Source organism: Corallococcus praedator (assembly GCF_003612125.1).
GTDB classification, from domain to species: domain Bacteria; phylum Myxococcota; class Myxococcia; order Myxococcales; family Myxococcaceae; genus Corallococcus; species Corallococcus praedator.
The window spans coordinates 1-18,993 of sequence record NZ_RAWI01000167.1; the positions used below are offsets into that span (position 1 = coordinate 1).

17 protein-coding genes are annotated in these 18,993 nt (G+C 69.0%); 12 read left to right on the forward strand and 5 right to left on the reverse strand.

What is annotated here, in order from left to right:
• Positions 1-183 precede the first annotated feature (183 nt).
• The 7 genes from D7Y13_RS21410 to D7Y13_RS21440 all read left to right on the forward strand — a co-directional run bounded on the left by D7Y13_RS21410 (position 184) and on the right by D7Y13_RS21440 (position 9,969).
• Positions 184-690, forward strand: a complete 507-nt coding sequence (locus tag D7Y13_RS21410) for a DoxX family protein (protein WP_120584600.1) — start codon at positions 184-186, stop codon at positions 688-690.
• Between the two features lie 689 nt (positions 691-1,379).
• Positions 1,380-2,996, forward strand: a complete 1,617-nt coding sequence (locus D7Y13_RS21415; protein WP_439329232.1) for a CapA family protein — start codon at positions 1,380-1,382, stop codon at positions 2,994-2,996.
• 224 nt (positions 2,997-3,220) lie between these two features.
• Complete coding sequence (locus D7Y13_RS21420) at positions 3,221-4,489, forward strand: MFS transporter (RefSeq protein WP_255424501.1); 1,269 nt, start codon at positions 3,221-3,223, stop codon at positions 4,487-4,489.
• A 204-nt stretch (positions 4,490-4,693) separates the two neighbouring features.
• The gene (locus D7Y13_RS21425) at positions 4,694-6,418 is read left to right on the forward strand and encodes a DUF8225 domain-containing protein (protein WP_233595723.1); all 1,725 of its coding nucleotides are present in this window, start codon (positions 4,694-4,696) and stop codon (positions 6,416-6,418) included.
• A gap of 12 nt (positions 6,419-6,430) precedes the next feature.
• Positions 6,431-8,047: a cytochrome c family protein gene (locus D7Y13_RS21430; protein ID WP_120584599.1), complete on the forward strand. Its 1,617-nt coding sequence runs from the start codon at positions 6,431-6,433 to the stop codon at positions 8,045-8,047.
• A 102-nt stretch (positions 8,048-8,149) separates the two neighbouring features.
• Positions 8,150-9,391 carry an AHH domain-containing protein gene (locus tag D7Y13_RS21435; protein ID WP_120584598.1) on the forward strand — a complete coding sequence of 414 codons (1,242 nt, stop codon included), beginning with the start codon at positions 8,150-8,152 and terminating at the stop codon, positions 9,389-9,391.
• A gap of 5 nt (positions 9,392-9,396) precedes the next feature.
• Positions 9,397-9,969 carry an imm11 family protein gene (locus D7Y13_RS21440; RefSeq protein WP_120584597.1) on the forward strand — a complete coding sequence of 191 codons (573 nt, stop codon included), beginning with the start codon at positions 9,397-9,399 and terminating at the stop codon, positions 9,967-9,969.
• A gap of 12 nt (positions 9,970-9,981) precedes the next feature.
• Here the strand turns inward: D7Y13_RS21440 and D7Y13_RS21445 are convergent, their stop codons facing one another.
• Positions 9,982-10,311 carry a helix-turn-helix domain-containing protein gene (locus D7Y13_RS21445; RefSeq protein ID WP_120536151.1) on the reverse strand — a complete coding sequence of 110 codons (330 nt, stop codon included), beginning with the start codon at positions 10,309-10,311 and terminating at the stop codon, positions 9,982-9,984.
• A 54-nt stretch (positions 10,312-10,365) separates the two neighbouring features.
• Between D7Y13_RS21445 and D7Y13_RS21450 the strand changes: the two genes are divergently transcribed.
• The 5 genes from D7Y13_RS21450 (at position 10,366) to D7Y13_RS21470 (ending at position 15,228) form a co-directional block, all read left to right on the forward strand.
• A complete protein-coding gene (locus D7Y13_RS21450) occupies positions 10,366-10,803 on the forward strand; it encodes an SRPBCC domain-containing protein (protein ID WP_120536150.1) in 438 nt (145 codons plus the stop codon).
• Between the two features lie 83 nt (positions 10,804-10,886).
• Positions 10,887-11,903, forward strand: a complete 1,017-nt coding sequence (locus tag D7Y13_RS21455; protein ID WP_120584596.1) for an alpha/beta fold hydrolase — start codon at positions 10,887-10,889, stop codon at positions 11,901-11,903.
• A 30-nt stretch (positions 11,904-11,933) separates the two neighbouring features.
• Complete coding sequence (locus D7Y13_RS21460) at positions 11,934-12,842, forward strand: AraC family transcriptional regulator (protein WP_120536148.1); 909 nt, start codon at positions 11,934-11,936, stop codon at positions 12,840-12,842.
• Between the two features lie 13 nt (positions 12,843-12,855).
• Positions 12,856-13,281, forward strand: a complete 426-nt coding sequence (locus tag D7Y13_RS21465) for a VOC family protein (RefSeq protein WP_167508765.1) — start codon at positions 12,856-12,858, stop codon at positions 13,279-13,281.
• 120 nt (positions 13,282-13,401) lie between these two features.
• Positions 13,402-15,228 carry an alkaline phosphatase D family protein gene (locus tag D7Y13_RS21470; protein ID WP_120584594.1) on the forward strand — a complete coding sequence of 609 codons (1,827 nt, stop codon included), beginning with the start codon at positions 13,402-13,404 and terminating at the stop codon, positions 15,226-15,228.
• Between the two features lie 70 nt (positions 15,229-15,298).
• Here the strand turns inward: D7Y13_RS21470 and sitI6 are convergent, their stop codons facing one another.
• The 4 genes from sitI6 to thrA all read right to left on the reverse strand — a co-directional run.
• On the reverse strand, positions 15,299-16,024 hold the full coding sequence (gene sitI6, locus D7Y13_RS21475) for a SitI6 family double-CXXCG motif immunity protein (RefSeq protein WP_120536145.1): 726 nt from the start codon (positions 16,022-16,024) through the stop codon (positions 15,299-15,301).
• A gap of 27 nt (positions 16,025-16,051) precedes the next feature.
• Entirely contained in the window at positions 16,052-16,705 is a 654-nt protein-coding gene (gene sitA6, locus D7Y13_RS21480; RefSeq protein WP_120536155.1) for a SitA6 family polymorphic toxin lipoprotein, read from the reverse strand.
• A gap of 11 nt (positions 16,706-16,716) precedes the next feature.
• Positions 16,717-17,094 (reverse strand): hypothetical protein, encoded by a 378-nt coding sequence (locus D7Y13_RS21485; RefSeq protein ID WP_120584593.1) that lies wholly within the window; start codon positions 17,092-17,094, stop codon positions 16,717-16,719.
• Between the two features lie 43 nt (positions 17,095-17,137).
• Positions 17,138-18,993 (reverse strand): bifunctional aspartate kinase/homoserine dehydrogenase I (thrA, locus tag D7Y13_RS21490; RefSeq protein ID WP_120630760.1); only part of this gene is annotated, 1,856 nt, incomplete at its 5' end.

Genomic DNA, 18,993 nt, shown 5'->3' on the forward strand with positions numbered 1-18,993 from the left:
GGGGGCTACGGCGCGGAGGTGGCGGCGTTGATGGACGTGCCGCTGGCGGAGCGAGACGGGGGTTGAGTGCCTGCCCGCAGAGCCACGGGCCGGGCGGGCGTCCGGGCCGGAAGGGCGGACGCGTCACAACGTATGGGGCACTTCACCCACCGGACGCGTGCGTCCCGGACGAGGAGAGCACCCATGAACGTGACGATGCTGAACGAACAACCGTCGTTGTTGAAGTCGGCCGCGCTGCTGCCTCCGCGTCTGTCATTGGGCGCGACGATGATCCAGCACGGGCTCGCGAAGCTGAAGAAGGAGGGCGCCGAACAGCACGCGGGCATGTTCGAGCAGCTCGGGTTCAAGCCGGGGCGTCCGTGGGTGCTGGCGACGGGCATCACGGAGCTGGTGGCGGGGGTGAGCTCCATCCTGGGCATCGCGACGCGGTTCACGGCGCTGTCGGTCATCGTGACGCAGGCAGTGGCCATCGCGAAGGTGCACGGCAAGAACGGCTTCGACATCACCAAGGGCGGGTACGAGTTCAACGTGGCGCTCATCGCCATCGCCCTGGGGACGTTGATGCGGGGGCCGGGGCGGTTGTCGCTGCACAGCGCGCTGGAGCGGCGGGTGAAGCGCAAGGAGCTGAGGCACTTCCGGCTGCTGCCGCGCCAGCGCCGGGGTTCGATGCTGCTCGACGCGCTGGGGTAGGCCCTGTCCGGCGACGGACGGGGGTAGGTGCTGGAAGGGAGGTGGGGGTGTCGCCTGCCCGGCTGCTATCGAGCCGGCCCCAGCGGTGCCGCCCTCGTCCCGTCGCCTTCCCGTAAGATGGGCGGGCCATGGCCCCGTCCGTCCTGTTGATGCTGGCGCTCGCCGCGCCCGCCACGTCCGTCCCCAACTTCTCCACAGCCGAGCGTCCCAGCACCGCGCTCCTCCTCGATGCGGGCACGGCCTCCGTGCGCTCCGTCATCCGGAACGTCGGGGCTGAACAGCTCGGCGCGGCCGGTGTCGCATCGGTGATGGGGGCCGCAGTCAACATCCAGCGCGCGGCCGAAGCCGGAACCGATCAACTCAGCGCGGCAGGGCTCGCTTCGGTGCAGGCGGCGGTGGGAGGCACGCATGCCACGCTCGCGGGCTCACGACAGCTCAGTGTGGCGGGCCTCGCCTCCGTGAAGGCCGCGGCCAACAGCCAGCGCACGACCGTGATGGGCTCCGCGCAGCTCACGAATGCAGGCCTCGCCTCCGTGCAGGCCGTCGCGAGGAATCCTTCATCCACGCTCACGGCGACGGCGCCGATGCGTGGCAATGGGGGCATCGTGCAGGTCGCGGGCGTCGCGCCGCGCACGGCCTCCTCCGGGGTGACCTTCGCGAATGGCACGGCCCCGTCTGTCTCGATGCGGATGCCCGCCGGCATGGCGGCGCCTGCCTCCGCACCGGCCCCGGGCGCGCCGTCGAACACGACGCCCGCGTCGGGCACCTCGCCCTCCGCTACGAGCACTGCCTCCGCGACGCCGCCCACGGGCACCACCACCGTGCAGGGCACGACGCCCCCCAGCACGGACACGACCTCCGCGCAGCCCGTCACCCCTTCCACCAGCCTCTCGGAAGCAGGCCGCATCGCGGTGGACGCCAGTGTCGCGGCCCTGCGCGCCGCCGCCATCGCGATGCATGAGAAGTCCGGCACCGCGCCCGGCCTCGTCGCCGTGGGGGACCCGGACGCGCACTACGCCCGGGGCGTGGAAGCCCTCAAGTCCAAGGACAGCGCCACCGCCATCGCGGAGCTGTCCGCGTGCGTCCAGGCCGCGCCGTCCCGCGCCGACTGCCGTTGGGAGCTGGGCTGGGCCTACTCCCTGGACGGCCGCTGGTCGGAAACCCTCACGCAGTGGACGCAGGTGCGCGCGCTCAAGCCGGACCAGCCCGACCTGGAAGGTGCGCTCACCCAGGCCCGCAGCCAGGCGGCGCTCCAGGCCCGGCTCGCGCAGCCCGTGGACGCCGCGCCCCGCCCTCCCCCGCCCCCGGGCGCGAAGGTGCGCATCCGCGCCACCGGCGACCTGATGCTCGGCACCACCGTGCCGGAGGGCTACCTGCCCCCCGAAGGCGCCGGCAGCGTCATCGCCAGCGTGCGCCCGCTGCTGGAGGACGCGGACCTCACCTTCGTCAACCTGGAGGGCCCGCTGTGCGACACCGGCCGCACCACCAAGTGCCGCTCGCCCGCCAACTGCTATGCGTTCCGCTCCCCCACCTCGTTTGGCCAGTACATCAAGGACGCGGGCGTGGACGTCGTCTCCACCGCGAACAACCACTCCGGTGACTTCGGCGAGGAGTGCCGCCGCGCCACCGAGTCCACCCTGGACGCGCTGGGCATCGCCTGGAGCGGTCCGCCGGGCAGCGTGGCCACGCTGGAGCGCAACGGCCTGAAGATTGGCCTCGTGGCCTTCCACACGTCGGCCGGGTGCAACCACCTGAACAACCTGCCCAACGCCACCGCGCTGGTGAAGCAGGTGGCCGCCACGCACGACATCGTCGTCGTCTCCTTCCACGGCGGCGCCGAGGGCGGCAAGGCCCTGCACGTGCCCCCGGGCAAGGAGATGTTCTTCGGAGAGGACCGAGGCGACCTGCGCGTCTTCACCCACGCGGTGGTGGACGCGGGCGCGCACCTGGTGCTCGGCCATGGCCCGCACGTCGCGCGCGCGATGGAGTTCTACCAGGGCCGCCTCATCGCCTACTCGATGGGCAACTTCGCCACCTACGGCCGCTTCAACCTCAAGGGTCCCCAGGGCCTGGGCATGGTCCTGGAGGTGGAGCTGGACAGCCAGGGCCGCTTCTCCACCGGCCGCATCCTCCCCACGAAGCAGGTGGGCGAGGGCATCGCCCAGCCGGACCCGGACGCCAACGTCGTCTCCCTGGTGCGCAAGCTCTCCCAGGAGGACTTCCCCGAAACGGGCGCCCGCATCGCCGACGACGGCCGCCTCTCCCCGCGCAAGGCCCCGGTGACGGCCGCCGGCAGCGCGCCGTAGCGCACCCCCTTCCCGACAACGCCGCACCCCCACCCACGGACCTCCGCGTCCGTGGGTGGAGCGGAGCGTGTCCGGAGCGTCACGTCCCGCGCGTCGCTGTCACGGAATGCCTGCCCTGTTGAAGCCGGGCTGCTGCCTGGACTGCCGTCCTCTTCATTGCGACTCCAAGCGTGCCGCGCCGTGCCGGGCGCGCCGTCACGCCGTGCGCTAAGAGAAAAGCCGCCGTGTCATCGACCCACCGACTCGCCTCGCTGCGCCCCTTCGAACACCCCGGCTACTTCGCGGTGTGGATGGGCGCGCTCATCTCCAACATCGGCACCTGGATGGAGACGGTGGCGATGGGCGTGTACGTCACGCAGACGACGGGCCGCGCCGAGTCCACGGGCGCCATCGTCGCGCTGTCGTTCCTGCCCGCGGTCATCCTGTCGCCGTTGGGCGGAGCGCTGGCGGACCGCTTCGACCGGCGCGCCTACGCGGCGCTCGGCGCGGTGCTGCAAGCGGCGCTCGCGGGCGTGCTGACGGTGCTGGCGTTCCGGGGGCAGCTGTCGGTGCCCGTCATCGGGGTCATCTCGTTCCTGAATGGGTGCGTGGGCACGCTCACCTACCCGGCCTTCGGCGCGCTGCTGGCGGAGCTGGTGCCCCCGCATGAGCTGCACCTGTCCACGAGCCTCAACTCGGCGCAGTTCAACCTGGGGCGCATCCTGGGGCCCACGCTGGCCGCGCTGACGTTGCAGGTGAGCGGACCCGCCTGGGCCCTGCTCGCGAACACGCTGTCGTTCTTCGCGGTGCTGGTGGCGCTCTCCCGCGTGATGCCCCGGCCCCGGGACCCGGCGGTGAAGCGCGAACCGCTCTGGGCCGGCATCCGGCGCGGCATCACCGTGGCGCGCGACGACGAGGACATCTCCCTGGTGCTGGTGGCCACCTTCTTCGTGGCGGCGCTGGTGGCGCCCTTCATCGGGCTGGTGCCGGTGTTCGCCATCCGGGAGCTGGGCCAGGGCGCGGCGGCGACGTCGCTGCTGGTCACCTGCCAGGGCGCGGGCGCGGTGACGGCGGCGCTGGGCGTGGGCACGCTGGCGGAGACGTTCGGCCAGCGCCGGCTGCGCGGCTACGCGGCGACGTCCATCGCGGTGCTGTCCGGCATCTACTGGCTGGCGCCCACGCTGCAGGTGGCCGCGGTGTGCATCTTCTTCCTGGGCGCCAACTACCTCGTGCTGATGAGCAGCCTGAGCGCGTCCTGCCAGAACCGCGTGCCGCGTGAGCTGCAGGCGCGCATGGGCAGTCTGTACACCATGGTGTTGGGCGCGGGCTATTCGCTGGGTGTCTGGTTTCAGGGCGCGCTGGCGGACCGAGCGGGCCTGCGCTTCGTGGCGCTCAGCACCAGCGCCATCTTCCTGGCACTGGTGTTGACCACGCGCATGCTGCGCCCGGCCCGCTTCGAGAACGTGCACCTGGCCCAGGCCGAAGTGCAGCCATTCTCAGACAGCTCGCACTGACGCGTCAGGCCATTGCCTTCCCGAGGGAACGCAATCGCGTCTCAACGGGACGCAATCATTTCCGACCCAGGACTCGGTAATCCCTTACGCACCTTGGGGCGTGAGGGGTTGGACACGGCGTCTGTCTGAATGGCGACGGGATTGCACTGGGGGCGGGCACCTCCTGCTCACCCGGAGGCAGTCCCATTCCAAGGAGCCCCCGCCATGCTGTCGCCCCAGACCGCTGAAGCCGTCCGGCGTTTCCTGACCCCCGCGAACCAGATCGACTTCCCGCAGGACCCCACGCTGCAGAAGCAATTGAATGAGGCCTGGACGTTCAACCTCACGGGCTTCACGCAGCAGGGCATCACCGGCAACCCGTGGAACAGCATGAACGCGGCGGACAACACCTGGTACTTCAACCCGGTGACGACGGACCCCGCGGAGGTGGTGTACCAGCCCATCCAGTGGAACGCCTTCCCGGGACGGTTGGAGTACTACTACGGCGGTGGCGGGGGCACGAACAGCACGGGGCTGGTGTTGCCCACGAACGACCTGCAGGCGCTGGCGGACACCGGCAAGACGGCCGGCGGCAAGCCCTTCTCCGACCTGCCGCAGATCACCAATCCCTGCTCGGCCGTCGTGTCGAACTACGGCCCCTTCGGGCCGCGCGGCTGGCAGGACGAGTACTGCGAGTGGAGCGTGGAGCGTGACGCGAATGGCAACATCGTCCGCATCGACTTCACCTGCGAGAACCCGGAGTACTGGAACTCGCTCTGGGCGGTGAGCCCCGACAAGGTGCTGGAGCTGTACCGGAGCACGCTCGGCAAGCCGCAGATCCAACTGGCGGACCTGCAGTTGGTGGACCCGGTGCGCAAGACGCCCATCGTGGATCCGTCCACCGGGAAGCCCGCGTACAACCCGCTGAACAAGTGGAACAGCGGTCCGGTCTCCACCGCCTCGCAGGGCGGCGCCATGCACCTGACGAGCACGCCCAACACGCTCCAGACGGAGATCGGCCTGGCCTCCGCGGCGACGGTGCCGCGCCCGGGGGGCAACGGCAACGCGCAGGCGCTCATCTGCTGCGCCCAGTACGGCCAGCCCGCGCGCAACAGCGACCCGCACATCGGGCAGAGCGTGAACCAGCTGGTCGCGCCGCCCAACCCCGCGTCCGCGTCGATGAAGGCCACGTTGGCCAACCCGCCCGGCCTCTACATCCAGACGCCGGACTTCGCGTCCTACAACTACCAGTCGCCGGACGGGACCGACGTGTCGACGTTCTGGACCATCGTGCGCGGCAAGGAGGAGCTGCATGACGAGCTGGGCCGCAAGCTGCCCGGCAACTACATCCTGCACGCCACCTTCCAGGTGCCCGCGTCCAAGCCGTACACGGTGTCGGACCTCACCATCAACGGCCAGAAGATCCAGTGGGCCTCGCAGGTGGCGCAGACGTTCTTCATGCAGATCACCGGCGCGGGCCTGAAGCAGTCGGGCAAGGCTCCGGAGCAGTCTTGCGTGGCCACGCCGCCGACGCTGCTCGCCCAGCCGCTTCAAATCTTCCACTCCAGTGTGTTCTTCGCGCTGGTGCAGACGAACGTGCCCAACGTGATGGGGGTGCCCATGAACCTGGCCAGCAACAGCACGCTCATCGCGCCCCAGGTGAAGGCGGGCCAGTCGAACGTGTCGCTGGTCATCACCGCGGACACGTTGTCTGGCGGAGGTTTCCCCCAGGTGTCCTTCGGGGACGGCGTCACCGTGAACGTGCAGAGCCTTGCCAAGGTGACGTACGCGGTGCCGGGCAACACCTACCCGGGCGAGGTGTCCGCCATCCTGCTGACCGTCACCGTGTCCGCCTCCGCGGCCCCCGGGCCCCGGAGCCTGTGGATCACGAATCAAGGGCAGGCGCAGTCGGTGGGCTTCCCCGCCGCGCTCCACGTCGTGTCGGCCTGAGCCAGGACCTCCATGACCTTGCCCAGGAATCCCCCGGCCCTGTCGCTGGTGGCGCTGCTGTCATTGACAGCGGGCTGCCTCAAGAGCGCGCCTTCCGCTGAACCCGACCCGGTGGGGGCCCAGGCGCCTCCTCCCATCACGGCCGAAGCCCGGAAGGCCTCCACGCCCACGAGCTTCTCGTGTGGCAATACGCAGACACTCCAGTTCGGCCCGGACATCCCGCCCGACTTCAGCCAGGTGTCCAGTCAGGTGGACGCGGACTGTTTCGCCTGGCAGCAGTTCATCGCGTTGAACTGGCCCGCCGCGTCCATGGACGGTGGGGCGGATGCGGGCTTCGGTACGCCCGGGGACCTGGGCGCGGTGCAATGGCAGACGTGGATGGACGTGGCGCAGGTGTTCCTGCCGGACGGCGGCCCGCCGCCTCCGTGGGGAACGGTGCCGAAGGTGGACCCGGCGTGTCTGGCGGAAGCGGGCCTGACGGCGGTGGAGGCGAAGGGCCTGTTGGCGCTCACGGTGGCGTCGAAGTTCGCGGAGCAGTTCGACCCGAACAGCAGCGCGCAGGCGTTCCCGTTCAGCGGGCCCGCGTGGCTGGGTGCGCAGAACGGCACGAACGTCTGGTACGACGTGCGCATCAGCCAGCCGGAGTTCGACTACGTGGTGGACGCGGGGCTCTACAACGCGTCCAACCAGATGGCGCAGGCGGACGCGGGGGTGGCGCTGGTGCTGCCCCAGGGGTCCTTCCAGTCGAACAGCGTGGGCGCCATCGAGACGAAGTCGGCGTGGATGGAGGTCTCCACGCCGACGGATGCCCGGTGGAACCGCTACAAGCTGGCGCCCGCGGTGGTGGTGGATCCTTCCACGCAGAAGTGTCGCACGGCGACGGTGGCGTTGGTGGGGTTGCACATCATCCACGCGACGCAGAGCCAGCCCACGTTGGTGTGGTCCACCTTCGAGCACGTGGACAACGCGCCGAACCACAACGCGGACGCGGGCACCACGGCCTGGAACTTCTACAACGCGCAATGCCAGCCACGCACGCTGTCGGTGCCGGCGAACTGTTCCGCGGATGGTGGGGCCACGCAGGTGACGGTGGGCTGCACGCCCAACACGCCGCCGCCGTACTTCATCGGGAGCGGGTGTCCGGCGCCGTCGGCGGTGCAGGTGACGCGGATGACGCCCATCGACGCGACGGCGGCCGGGGTGACGACGAAGGTCCAGCAGCACCTGGCGCAGGCGTATCCCGGCTCCGTCTGGGGGAACTACCTGTTGGTGAACACGCTGTGGTCCACCAGCTCCAGCGCCAGCCCCACGAGGCCGGTGAAGGCGCCGCTGCCGTTCGCCTCGCCGGCACCGTCCGGGAGCATCCCCATCGCGAACACGACGATGGAGACATACATCCAGCAGACGGCGGACTTCGGTCAGGGAGCGAAGGCGAGCAACTGCATCGTCTGTCATGCGGGCGCCAGCATCCAGGGTCCGTCTGGCATTGCGTCTGACTTCAGCTTCATCTTCGGATTGGCGCAGGGGCTGCCCGCCAACGAGCAGGCCCGCCTCAAGTCGAAGCGGGTGACCCCGGCCATCAAGGCGGGACAACTGCATCCGCCCAGGATGCGCCGCATCCTCCAGTAGGACGTGCGTCGGGAAGGCGCTGGGGCCACACGGCTCCAGCGCCTTTTTCATGCGGCGGGGCCTCGTGGGGGCCCAGTGCACCGTGGATGGGGAGCAGCCAAGATGAAGCTTCGCGGTGTGGTGGCGGTGTTGCTGTTGGGTTGCATGGGCTGTGCGACGACTCGGACGGTGACGCTCGATACCGGCCGAGGGAAGCCGCCCATCGTCTACCGGCCCTCGGAGACCCGCCCGGTGGAGATCGCCCGGGACGCGTTCGAGGAGGGCGTGACGCGGCTCGTGCTCGGCATGAAGTTGGATGTGGCCGTCCGTGAGGCCGATGAGGCGGCGAAGCACTCCCTCCTGGCATCCACCCATGGCGTGGTGGACGGGGTCCGGGGCCGGACAAGCCTCGTGCCGGGTGGGTCCGCGCTGGGACTGATGGAGCGTCGGAGGATGGCGCTGTCCTTCGCGCTGGACACGGTCTGGGAAGGTGTCGAGGTCGCGCTCCGGGACATCGCCAACCCGGACGCCCTGCGGGCCATGGTCGTCTCCCTCATCGGGACCTCGCTGGTGATGCTGGTGGCGCCTGAACCGGTGACGAAGTTCGTCGCGCTCGCGTTGACGGCCTGCCTCATCGCCTACCTGGGAACGGGACCGGTCTGGCACATCGGGCAGGCGTTCCTGCGACTCATGGAGGAGACGGCGGAGGCCACGAGCGTCGAGCACCTGGAGGAGGTGGGGCACCGCTTCGGCAAGGTGATGGGGGACAACGGGGCCCGGGTGCTGATCATCGTCGCGATGGCGGCGCTGGGTGGCAGGTCCGGAATGGCGGCGCAGGGACCGCGAATGCCTGGCTTCACCCAGGCGGCATTGAAGGCGCAGGTGGAGGGTGGATTCCAGCTCTTAGGGGTCCTGGCGGGTGAGGTGCATTCGATTTCACTCCCCGCGGCCGGAGTGCTCGACATCGCGCTCGCGCCCACGGCGGTGGCTGCCGTGGCCATGGGACCGGGCGGCGGGATGCAGGGGGACCCGGATGGGGGGGTGCACCACATCTGCACGGACAAGAACGAAGTCTCCGCGTCATCCGGTGGACCCTGGACCCGGATCTTCGAGGATTTCTTCCGCCGAGCAGGAATGAAGCTGAGCGATACCGTGAATCAAGTTCGCATCCGAGGGCACAAAGGACCGCACCCACGCGAGTACCATCAAGAGGTCTATCGGAGGCTCCAGTTGGCGACGCAGGGATGCAGGGAGATGCAATCCTGTCGACAGGCCCTGACCGGTGAGTTGATGAAGATCGCGAAGGATCTCACAACGGATGGAACACTTCTGCGAGGGCTCATCACCCGGAACCCGGAAGGATGAGGACCATGTCCACACGCTTCTTCGACCTTGATTTCGACGTCTACGTTCCAGGTCGCTGGTATCTGGCCGAGCCCCATCACCGTGACGGGCCAGAGATTGAGGACATCTGGCAGTTCATCCAGGGCAAGCCGGTGGAGCTCCATGAACGGCTCCAGATTCCACTCTCCCAGGCAGGCAAGGCCTTGGACTTCGACAAGACCACGGTCGGTGGTGCGCCCATCGTCAACGCCCGCGTCGCCGCCGTGTTCCGCGAACTTGCGTCCCACGACATCCAGCTCTTCCCCGTCGAGGTGGAAGGCCAGTCCGACCCGTACTTCCTGCTGAACGTCGCGCGCGAACTCGACTGCATCGACGACGCGGCCTGCACCGAGGCCAGGCGCTGGCTGCCTGAAGACAACCGGCCGGACCGGCTGGGCGAGTACCACGTCGTGTCCGGCCTGCGCATCGATCGCTCGAAGGTGGGCGGGGCACGCGTCTTCCGCTTGTGGGGCTACCACCCGCCCATCATCGTCACAGGCGACATCAAGGACGCGCTCGAAAGCACGGGCGTCACCGGCGCACGGTTCGTCGAAGTCTGAGGCAAGCGCCCCTCACTCCCCCTCGAGGTCCCGCTTCAGCTTCGACAGCAGCGCCACCGCGTGGGCCGCGTATGGGGAGATCCACCGTTCGTGGATCTCCTGGAAGGGCGCCGCGTTGAGATGGTTCCACCGCGTCCTGCCCTCGCGCCGGACGAGGATCAGCTCCGCCCGCTCCAACACCCCGATGTGCTGCATCACCGTGCAGCGATCCAGCGTGGACGCGAAGTGCTCGCACAACTCCCCGGTCGTCCGGGGCGCGTCCTTCAGCAGATCCAGGATGGCCCGCCTCCGCGAGTCCGCCAGCGCCTTGAAGATGAGGTCGTCCCGGGTGCTGCTTGACATGTTATAAATCTATAACCTATTTCTGGCCGCGCCAGGAAACAGGAGGGTGCCCCCATGGAGACGAAGTTCCAGGTGCAGCTGAAGATCCAGAAGCCGGTCGCGGAGGTCTTCGACGCGGTCGTCCAGCCGAAGAAGCTCAGCGGCTACTTCGTCCAGCACGCCAGCGGGCCCCTCGTGGAGGGCACGACGGTGCAGTGGCGGTTCGCGGAGGTGCCCGGGGACCACGACGTCATCGTCCGGCAGGTGGTCCGGGACGAACGCATCGTCTTCGAGTGGCCCGCGGAGGGCGGCTCCCTCACGCGGGTGGAGATGCTCTTCGAAACGCTCGACGCCAGGAACACGATGGTGCGCATCAGCGAGTCGGGCTGGACGCAGGACGCCCAGGGCTTCAAGTCGGCCTACGGCAACGTGGGCGGCTGGATGCACATGCTGTGCTGCCTCAAGGCCTTCCTGGAGTTCGGTATCAACCTGCGCGCCGGCGGAGCCCTCTGAGATTCGACCCCCGTCGGAGCCGGACGGGAATGTCACCTCCCAGAACCCGTTCCCCCGCGTCCCCACCGTGCCCGAGGAGGCCCATGTCCGTCCGCGTCCCCGCCCTGCTCCTCTCCGCCCTGCTCCTCTCCGCCCCGGCCGCCAACGCACAGGAACCGCGCCGAGCCCCTGAGGCGCTGGGCCTGGGCATGGAGGGCTACCCCTACCCCGCCCCCGTGCAGTTCCTGCCCGTCACGCTGGAGGGCCAGGACCTGCGCATGGCGTACATGGACGTGAAGCCCACGGCCAACGCCAACGGGCGCACCGTCGTCCTGCTCCACGGCAAGAACTTCTTCGGCGCGTACTGGAAGGACACGATTCGCGTCCTCACCGGCGCGGGCTTCCGCGTCATCGCGCCGGATCAGGTGGGCTTCGGCAAGTCGTCCAAGCCGGCCATCGCGTACAGCTTCCACACGCTCGCGTCGCTGACGAAGAAGGTGCTCGACACCGCGGGCGTGAAGCAGGCCGTCGTCGTCGGCCACTCCATGGGCGGCATGCTCGCCACCCGCTTCGCGCTGATGTACCCGGAGACCACGTCCCAGCTCGTGCTGGAGAACCCCATCGGGCTGGAGGACTACCGGGAGAGCGTCCCCTGGAAGTCCACCGAGGACCTCTACCGCGAGAACCTCCAGGCCACCGAAGAAGGCCTGCGCAAGTACCAGCGCGGCTACTACGTGAAGTGGAAGCCCGAGTACGACGAGTACGTCCAGGTTCTCTACCGCCAGACGCTCAGCGGCGAGTACCCGCGCATGGCCTGGGTCTCCGCCGCCACGCAGCAGATGATCTACGAGCAGCCCGTGGTGCACGAGTTCCCCCTCGTGCGCGCGCCCACGCTGGTCGTCATCGGCCAGGAGGACCGCACCGTCGTGGGCAAGGGCAGCGTGCCGCCCGCGCTCCTGCCCAAGCTGGGCCAGTACCCCGCGCTGGGGAAGAAGACCGCCACCGCCATCCCCGGCGCCACGCTGGTGGAGCTGCCGAACGTGGGCCACATCCCCCACTTCGAGTCACCCGACAGATGGCACGCCGCGCTGCTCGATTTCCTGCGCAAGGGCTCGAAGTAGCCGCCCCTTTGCGCGTAGGACTGCCAGCGCATGCACTCCATTCGCGTGGTGCGCCACGCGTCGGAGCGGGGCGGCTGGGAGATGGCCCTCGCTGAACCCCCCGCGCACCTGGCCGGCGTCGTCCGTGACTACTGCGGCTACCGCGAGGCCACGGCCGCGCCCCTGCGCCGCCAGGAGCTGCCCGGCGTCCAGGTGGTGCTCATCCTGGAGTTCGGCCCGCTCCTGAAGCACCTGGACGACGCGGGGCGGGTGACGCGGCACCGCTCCGGCTTCACCGCGGGGCTGGATGAGCGCTGGAGCACCACCGAACACGGCGGCGTGTCCCACGGGCTCCAGGTGAACCTCACGCCGCTGGGGGCCCGGCGCGTCTTCGGGCTGTCCATGCAGGAGCTCTCCCACCGCGTGGTGGGCCTGGAGGACCTCTGGGGCCTGGAGGCGCGGCGGCTGGTGGAGCAGCTCGCGGAGGCTCCGGGTTGGGCCGCCCGCTTCGCCCGCGTGGACGCGTTCCTGACCCGACGCCTGGAGCGGGGCCCGGAGGTGGAGGCGGGTGTGCGCTGGGCCGTGGAGCGCATCCACCACGCGGGCGGCAACCTGGACATCGCCGCGCTGGCGCACGAGCTGGGCCGCAGCCACAAGCACCTCATCCACCAGTTCCATGAACACGTGGGCCTGCCACCCCGAAGGCTGGCGCGTCTGCTGCGCTTCGACCGCGCGGTGCAGCGGCTGAAGGCCGGCGGGCCCCTGCGCCAGGCGGAGCTGGCGGTGGAGCTGGGCTACTTCGACCAGGCCCACCTCCACCGGGACTTCCGCCAGTTCACCGGAGGGCCACCGTCCGCGCTGCTGCGCCGTTCGCTGCCGGACGCGGGAGGCTTCGAGTCCGGGTCGCAGGTGAAATCCGTACAAGAACCGGCCTGGGGCGATGGGCAGGATGCGCGGTGAAAGGAAGCCCGCCATGTCCACCCCCCTGCCCAGCATCTATCCGTTCCTCCGCTACGAAGACCCGGAGGCCGCCCTGCGCTTCCTGAAGCAGGCGTTCGGCTTCGAAGAGCGCGCCGTCTACCGCTCACCCGACGGCGCCGTGGCCCACGCCGAGCTGACGCTGGGCCACGGGCTCATCATGTTCGGCGGCGCGGACAGCGCGAACCGGATGAAGATGGCGTCGTCGAAGCAGGTGCCCGCGAAGAACCAGGGCGTCTACATCGTCGTCACCGACCCGGACGCCCTCTTCGCGCGAGCGAAGGCCGCGGGTGCGAGCATCCTCATGGAACTCACCAACACCGACTACGGCTCGCGTGACTTCAGCGCGCTCGATCCCGAAGGCAACATCTGGAGCTTCGGCACGTACCAGCCGCTCGCCGCGCCGCCGCCGAAGGGCTGAGAGGTTGACGGCTTCACCGGGAGGCGAGCGGGCCTCGCGCCTGCATCGACGGCAGCGGACGTCTATGCAACGCTTCCCGGTCTGGCCGGGTTCCGGCCGTGAAACCCCCAGGGTAACGCGATGAAGCTGCTGCTCGGACCCATCCTGTACGCGAAGGCGCAGTCCACGCCGGACCCGAAGTCCCACGACGTGTGGAGCTTCTACGTCAACGTGTTCCTGGACAGTCCGTCGGTGGGGGTGTCGCCGGCCCTGAGGCTGTGTTTCACGGACGCGCGCGGCGTCCAGGTCGCCGCGTTCGAAGAGGCGAAGCCCGCCGTGGACTTCACCCGCCTGCCCAGGGACACCTCCGGCGTGGTGTGGCGCTGGGAGGTTGTCCTGCCGCGCAAGGACGTGGCCCAGCGGTTGTCCTATCACTTCGAAGCGTTGGACCGACCCGGCGTGCCCGTGACGTTCGAGCGTCCGCCGCCGCGAAACCCCCGGACCGCGCCCCCGGACAGTCCTCCGAAGCCGCTCGTCGTTTCCGACGTCGTCGTTCCCCAGCGGGGGGTGTCGCCGAACATCGCGTTCTTCTCCTGCAACGGTGCCAGCCGTGCGAGTGATTGGAGCGACCTCGCGGAGCCCTACGCGCTCTGGGACAAGATGCTGCAGCAGCACCAGCGGGAGCCGACGGATCCGGCCAAGACGCCGGGCTTCCAGTTGCTCATCGGGGGTGGGGATCAGCTCTACGCGGACTCGCTCCACAACTCGATGGAGCTGCTGCACGGGCACATGAAGCTGTCGCGCTCCAAGCGGCTGAACCGGCCGGTGCCGGACGGGCTGCGCGAAAGTCTGCTCACCGAATACGTCTGGCTGTACCGGGAGCGGTGGGGAGGCCCGGAGGGCATCGCGCCGCTGCTCCAGCGGGTGCCGGGCCTCTACATGTGGGACGACCATGACATCTTCGACGGGTGGGGTTCGCACGAGGAACTCCAGCGCTCGCCCTGGTACCGGGCCATCTACAGCGCGGCGGCGCGGGCCTTCGAGGCCTTCCAGAAGGGCACGTTGGAGCAGCCCGGGACGGCGCGCGAACCGGACGACGGGGAGTTCCTCCAGCCGGTGCTGCGGGAAGCGCAGGACGTGGACCCTCGGGAGGCGCGGCACTACTTCCAGACGTTCTGTTTCTCCACGGAGGACTGCGACCTGGACGTGGTGCTGTTGGACTTGCGCAGCGGGAGGACCAGCCGGGTGCTGGACCTGGACGACGCGCATCCGCAGTCCGAGTTCACGGTGATGAGCCGGGCGCAGTGGGACGCGTTCGACGCCTGGCGCGAGGAGCACCGCCAGCGGCCGGAGAACGGGAAGAAGGCGCGGCACGTGCTGGTGGTGTCCTCGGTGCCGCTCGTGCACCTGCGCTTCGGGCCGGCGATGGAGGACATGACCGGAGGCATCAACCTGCGCGACGACCTGCTGGACCAGTGGGAGTCGGCGGTCCACCGCGGCGAGCGCACGCGGCTGTTGATGAACCTGTTCGCCCTGTCGAAGCGGTCCTACTGCGCGGTGACGGTGTTGTCCGGAGACGTGCACGTGGGGGCGAGGGCCCGCGTGCGTTCACGCAATCCGGACCACCTGGTGCCCGCGCTGGGCACGGTGGGCGAGGTGTTCATCGAACAGGTGACGTCCTCGCCCATCATCCATCCCCCGCCGTGCTGGTTGGCCTTCAAGGGGATGCTCGCGATGTCGAAGGATTCGCGCGAGGACCTGCCAGGGTTTCTCCAGACGGAACTGCTGCCGGTGGGCAAGGAACTGTATTTGCGGGACCGCAACTGGCTGTCCATCCGGTTGGAGCGGCCGAAGCACCGGGACGGACTGACGGCGCGGCCGAAGCTCTGGGTGCGGTGGATCGCGGAGAAGCAGCACCTGCCGATGGAAGTGGTGGTGGAGCCGCCGCCCTTCCTGCCCCGGGGCTGACGGGCGACATCCCGCCCTGCTACCCGTGTCTGGCACCGCGTACATGGAGCTGGTGCTGTGATTGCGCTCATCAACGCACGGGCAGTTCGCGGAACTTGATGCCGACCCATCCACCCTGCTCCACGGCGTCCTTGAAGCGGTCGGTGCCGATGATGACGGTGCCGTAGTTGCCCACGCGAAAGAGGTCCGTGTCCGTGGGCAGTGAGGCTTCGTCGAGGATGGGGTCGTCCGGCAGCGTGAAGCCTTGTCGTCCGCAAGTGGTGCATGGGGGCTCCAGGTCCGGCGGAAGGCAGTCCCGGTGGAGCAATCCGCGCGGCTCGATCTGGAGTTCAATGAGTTCTGGCGGCGTCTTCTGACGGAACTTCAGCTCCGTCTTGCATCCAAGCAGACCGCGCACGCCCGCTGCCTGGAGGCTGTCGAAGGTGTCCCGGCGAACGACGATCCAACAGCTTTCGAGTCCCGAAAAGGGAGCGAATTGACCGGAGGCACGACCTACCAACGGACCGAAGCTGGTGCCGGGTGCAAGCTCGGAGCCTGGAGGCACCAGGGGACGCACCAACTCCCGGAGACGAACGAGTTCGTGAAAGGGTTCCTGTCGGGCTTCTTCGAACTCGTGTCGTTCTGGAAGCTCCGACAAATCCACGGCGGGATAGTGATCCCCCCAGGTGGCCCAGGTGACACCACAACCTGGACAGTTCTTCAGCCCGGGCAGAAACCATTTTGGGGAGGCATTGAACTCGCCCTTGTAGGTGGCCCAGGTTGCTTTGTCGGGACGGAGATAAAAATAACGGCTCATGGCCTTGGGTGCCTTGGCTGCGGAGAATCAGTAGTACTGCTGAAGGGAATCACCCGTGAGCTGAAAGCGGTAGATGAGGCTTCCTGCGTGTTTGTAGATCTCCGCAGGGGAGGCCCTCCTGTTTGCATCACGGAAGTCACGCCAGGCTTGATTCCAATCGCCACCCCTGTCCCCTCCGCTGTGAATGCGGCGGTGAACGTGAACGGGAACGGGCAGGGTGTACAGGTGGATGTTGACACCCTGTAGCTTGAACCAATCTGCGAGATCCTTCGCCTGTGGGAAGATGTGATGCTTCTCCATCTTTCCCGCGGGCAACCGCCGTTGCGGCAGCGTCACGGGCCGGATGTCTTCATCCCGGGGGAACACCACGACGGGCTTCCCACCGCCCGGCAGGTTCATGCTCCCGCCCCAGTTGCGCCGGGGCCCACTGCCCGGCGCGGGAGCCACCGCCATGGGAGGCGGCCGGGGCGGAAGTCCCCGCGCCAGCACCACCTCCCCGGGCACGTCCTCACACCGATAGAAACCGCACTGTGTATCCCCACACAGCAGGGTCACACAGGCATCTTCCCGCGCTTCACCGCACTCCGCTTCCGCCGCATCCCACCGTTGCTGGAGCGGCGTGCTGGATGCGCATGCCGCCATCAACAAACCCAGCACACCCCACGTCAGCCACTTCCCCAGGACTCGCACTGTCACAGAGGCCGCGTCTCGATGCCGGATTCGAGCACCGTGATCACGACGTAGAGCGTGACGTACGGATTGAGGAAGAAATAGCGGAACTCATCACCGGAGAGGGCCCGGATGTGCCAGCGCTCAGCGGCCTCCGAAAACCCTCCCAGCTCCGAGGGCAACGGCATGCACCGCACCGCCGTGAGCGCATCCTTCCGGCTCTGGAACACGGGGAGGCCCCCTTCGGGCCCCTCCATCCAGTACTGGCCCAGCAGCTCACCGTCGGCCGTCGCCGCCTCCAGGAGATGGTACGGCTCCCCCGTCGGCGCGGTGTCCTTCGGCATCCGCTGGAGCCGTTCAGCGACCTTCTGGACGAACTCGTCCTTGCCCATCTCCGCCATCTCGACACTCCCGGTTCGCACTCCGGCCGACACCCCTACACAATCAGGGCAGCGGTCCCTCCACCAATCGCAGCACATCCGCCAGCACGCCGGCCGCTGTCACCGCAGCGCCCGCGCCGTACCCGCGAATCACCAGCGGCGTGGGGCTGTACCGCTCCGACAGGAAGCTGAGCGCGTTCTCGCCGCCCTTCACCGCCGCCAGCGGGTGCTCCAGCGGCACCGGCACCAATCCCACGCGCACGCCCTCCGGTCCCACGCTGCCCACGTAGCGCAGCACCTTGCCTTCCTTCCGGTATGCGTCCACCCGCTGCTGGAAGATGCCGTCCGCCTGCGGCAGCCGCGCCAGGAAGTCCGGCAGCGGCCCGGTCGCGTCGAACTCCTCCGGCAGCAGCGATGCCAGTGTCACCTCCTCCAACTCCAGCGTGCGCCCCAGCTCACGCGCCAGGATGAGCACCTTGCGCGCCACGTCCGTGCCCTCCAGGTCGTCCCGGGGATCCGGCTCCGTGAAGCCCTTCTCCATCGCGGTGCCCACCGCCTTCGACAGCGGCACGCCCTGCTCCGTCAATCCCAGGATGAAGGACAGCGAACCGGACAGGATGCCCTCCACCCGGTGCACCGTGTCGCCCGTGCGCAGCATGTTCTTCAGCGTGTCGATGACCGGCAGCCCCGCCCCCACGTTCGTCTCGTAGAGGAACTTCCGCTGGTGCCGGGACGCCGTCTCCCGCAGCGCCCGCCAGTGGTCCTGCCGCCCCGAATTCGCCTTCTTGTTCGCCGTCACCACATGCAGCCCGGCCGCCATCAGCGCCGGATACCCCAGCGCCACGTCCTCGCTGCTCGTGCAGTCCACGAAGATGGGCCGGCCCGGCCGCCGCGCCCTCGCCCAGCCCCGGTACGTGTCCAGCGTGAAGCGCTCCGTGCTCGTCTCCAGCCGCGCCTTCCAGCCATCCAGCGCCACGCCCTCCGGCGCCACCAGGCTGTTCCGGCTGTTCGCGATGGCGCACACCCGCAAATCCAACCCATGCGCGCGCAGCTTCGGCGCCTGCTGGTGGATCTGCCGCAACAGCTCCCCACCCACCGTGCCCACGCCCGCCACCAGCAGCTCGACAATCTCCGTGGTGCCAAAGCACTTGCGGTGCACGTGCGCCATCGCGCGCGGGCCGTCCACCTGCGCAATCACCGCGGAGATGCTCCGCTCGCTGGAGCCCTGCGCGATGGCCGCGATGCTGCAATCCACATCCGCCAGCGCGCTGAAGAACGTGCCCGCCACGCCCACCCGGTGCCGCATCCCGTCACCCACGATGCTCAGCACCGCCAGCCCCGGCTGCAACTCGATGGGGTCCACCTTCCCCGCCGAGCGCTCCACCTCGAACGCCTCCTCCAGCGCCTGCACCGCCCGGGTGCCCTCCTCCTTGCCCACGCAGAAGCTGATGGAGGACTCACTGGAGCCCTGGGTAATCAACACCACGGAGATGGAAGCGCGCGCCATCGCCTCGAACACGCGCGCGGCCGTGCCCGGCACGCCCTTCAGTCCCGCGCCCGCGATGTTGATGAGCGCGATGTCCGGCAGGAACGACAGGCCCCGCACCGGATGCCGCGTCGCCTGCGCCGTGGCCGTCACCCGCGTGCCCGGGTGCTCCGGCCGGAAGCTGTTGCACACGCGCACCGGGATGCCCCGCTCGCGCGCCGGGGCGATCGTCTTCGGGTGCAGCACCTTCGCGCCGAAGTAGGCCAGCTCCATCGCCTCCTCGAAGCTCACCTCCTCCAGCGCGAACGCCTCCGGCACCAGGCGCGGATCCGCGCTGAAGATGCCGTCCACGTCCGTCCAGATCTCCAGCAGCCGCGCGTCCAGCGCCGCCGCCGCCAGCGCCGCCGAGTAGTCCGACCCACCCCGCCCCAGTG